1 protein-coding gene is annotated in these 1,119 nt (G+C 66.0%); it reads right to left on the minus strand.

What is annotated here, in order from left to right; genetic code table 11:
* On the minus strand, window positions 1–1,000 hold a 1,000-nt coding region (locus FFS72_RS26270), incomplete at its 3' end, for an IS481 family transposase (protein WP_137876695.1).
* Window positions 1,001–1,119: the final 119 nt, after the last annotated feature.

Genomic DNA, 1,119 nt, shown 5'->3' on the forward strand with positions numbered 1-1,119 from the left:
TGTATGAGGCCATGACGTTGGTGACACCGGCGTGGAGTCGGGTCGCTGGCGGCCGGTTTCCGGCGGCAGTGTGGGGTCGATGGTAGTTGTAGTGGACGTTCCAGACCGCGAGTGCCTCTGATCGTTGGGTTTCGCTGGTCCATTCGCGGGCGTAGAGGAACTCCTCGGCCAGGATCCGGTTGTAGCGTTCGACCTTGCCGTTGTGCCGTGGGGTGTACGGGCGGATGAACTGGTGGCGGGTGCCAGCGAGGGTACGAGCGAACACCGCCGAGCGGTAGCAGGACCCGTTGTCGGTAACCACCCGTGTGAACCGGGCGATGCCGTGTGCGGCGAAGAACACCTTGGCTCGGTTGATGAAACCGACTGCGGTGACACCCTTCTCGTCGGCGAGCGCTTCGGTGTAGGCGAGGCGGGAGAAGCCGTCGACGATCGAGTGAAGGTACACGTAGCCCGTGCGGGTGCCACGCTTCTTGCCCCGGTCGACGGTCTTGGCGTGCTCACTGCCTCGGCCATGCATGCGCCAGCCGCCGCCGTCGGGGATCAGGCCGACCTTCTTGACGTCGACGTGCACCATGTGGCCCGGGTACCGGGCGACGATCGCGACCGGGGGCTTGCGATTGTCGGCTCCGCTGGCGTCGAGGAACCTTCGACGATTCAAGCCCAGGTAGACCAGGTGCCGGCTGACGGTGCGCACCGAGACGGCGGTTCCCTCGGCGGCGAGATCGAGGGCGATGCGGCGGGCTGACCACTTCTTCTCGCGTCGTAGGGATTCGATCCGAGCGACGACCTGGTTCGGGGTCGCCGTCGGTTGGCGGTGGGGGACGCTGGATCGGTCCGCGAGGCCGAGTTCACCGTATTGGCGGTACCGGCCCACCCATTTGCTGGCGCACGCGCGGGAGATCCCCATCTCGGCGGCGACATGAGCGATCGGACGGTGCTGGCAACGCTCGACAAGTCTGCGGCGTCCTTCGACGGACAGCGGCGCATTACTGTGGGTCACGGACGGGTCTTTCTGTCGGCGGACGAGTTGGTGGTACTTCTCATCCTGCCGCGGAAGGACCCGTCCGCCTTGGTTGGCCCAGATCCTGGCCGGTGTCTACAACGTCATGACCCGCAACA

This window comes from Rhodococcus sp. Q (genome assembly GCF_005503035.1).
GTDB lineage: Bacteria > Actinomycetota > Actinomycetes > Mycobacteriales > Mycobacteriaceae > Rhodococcus_G.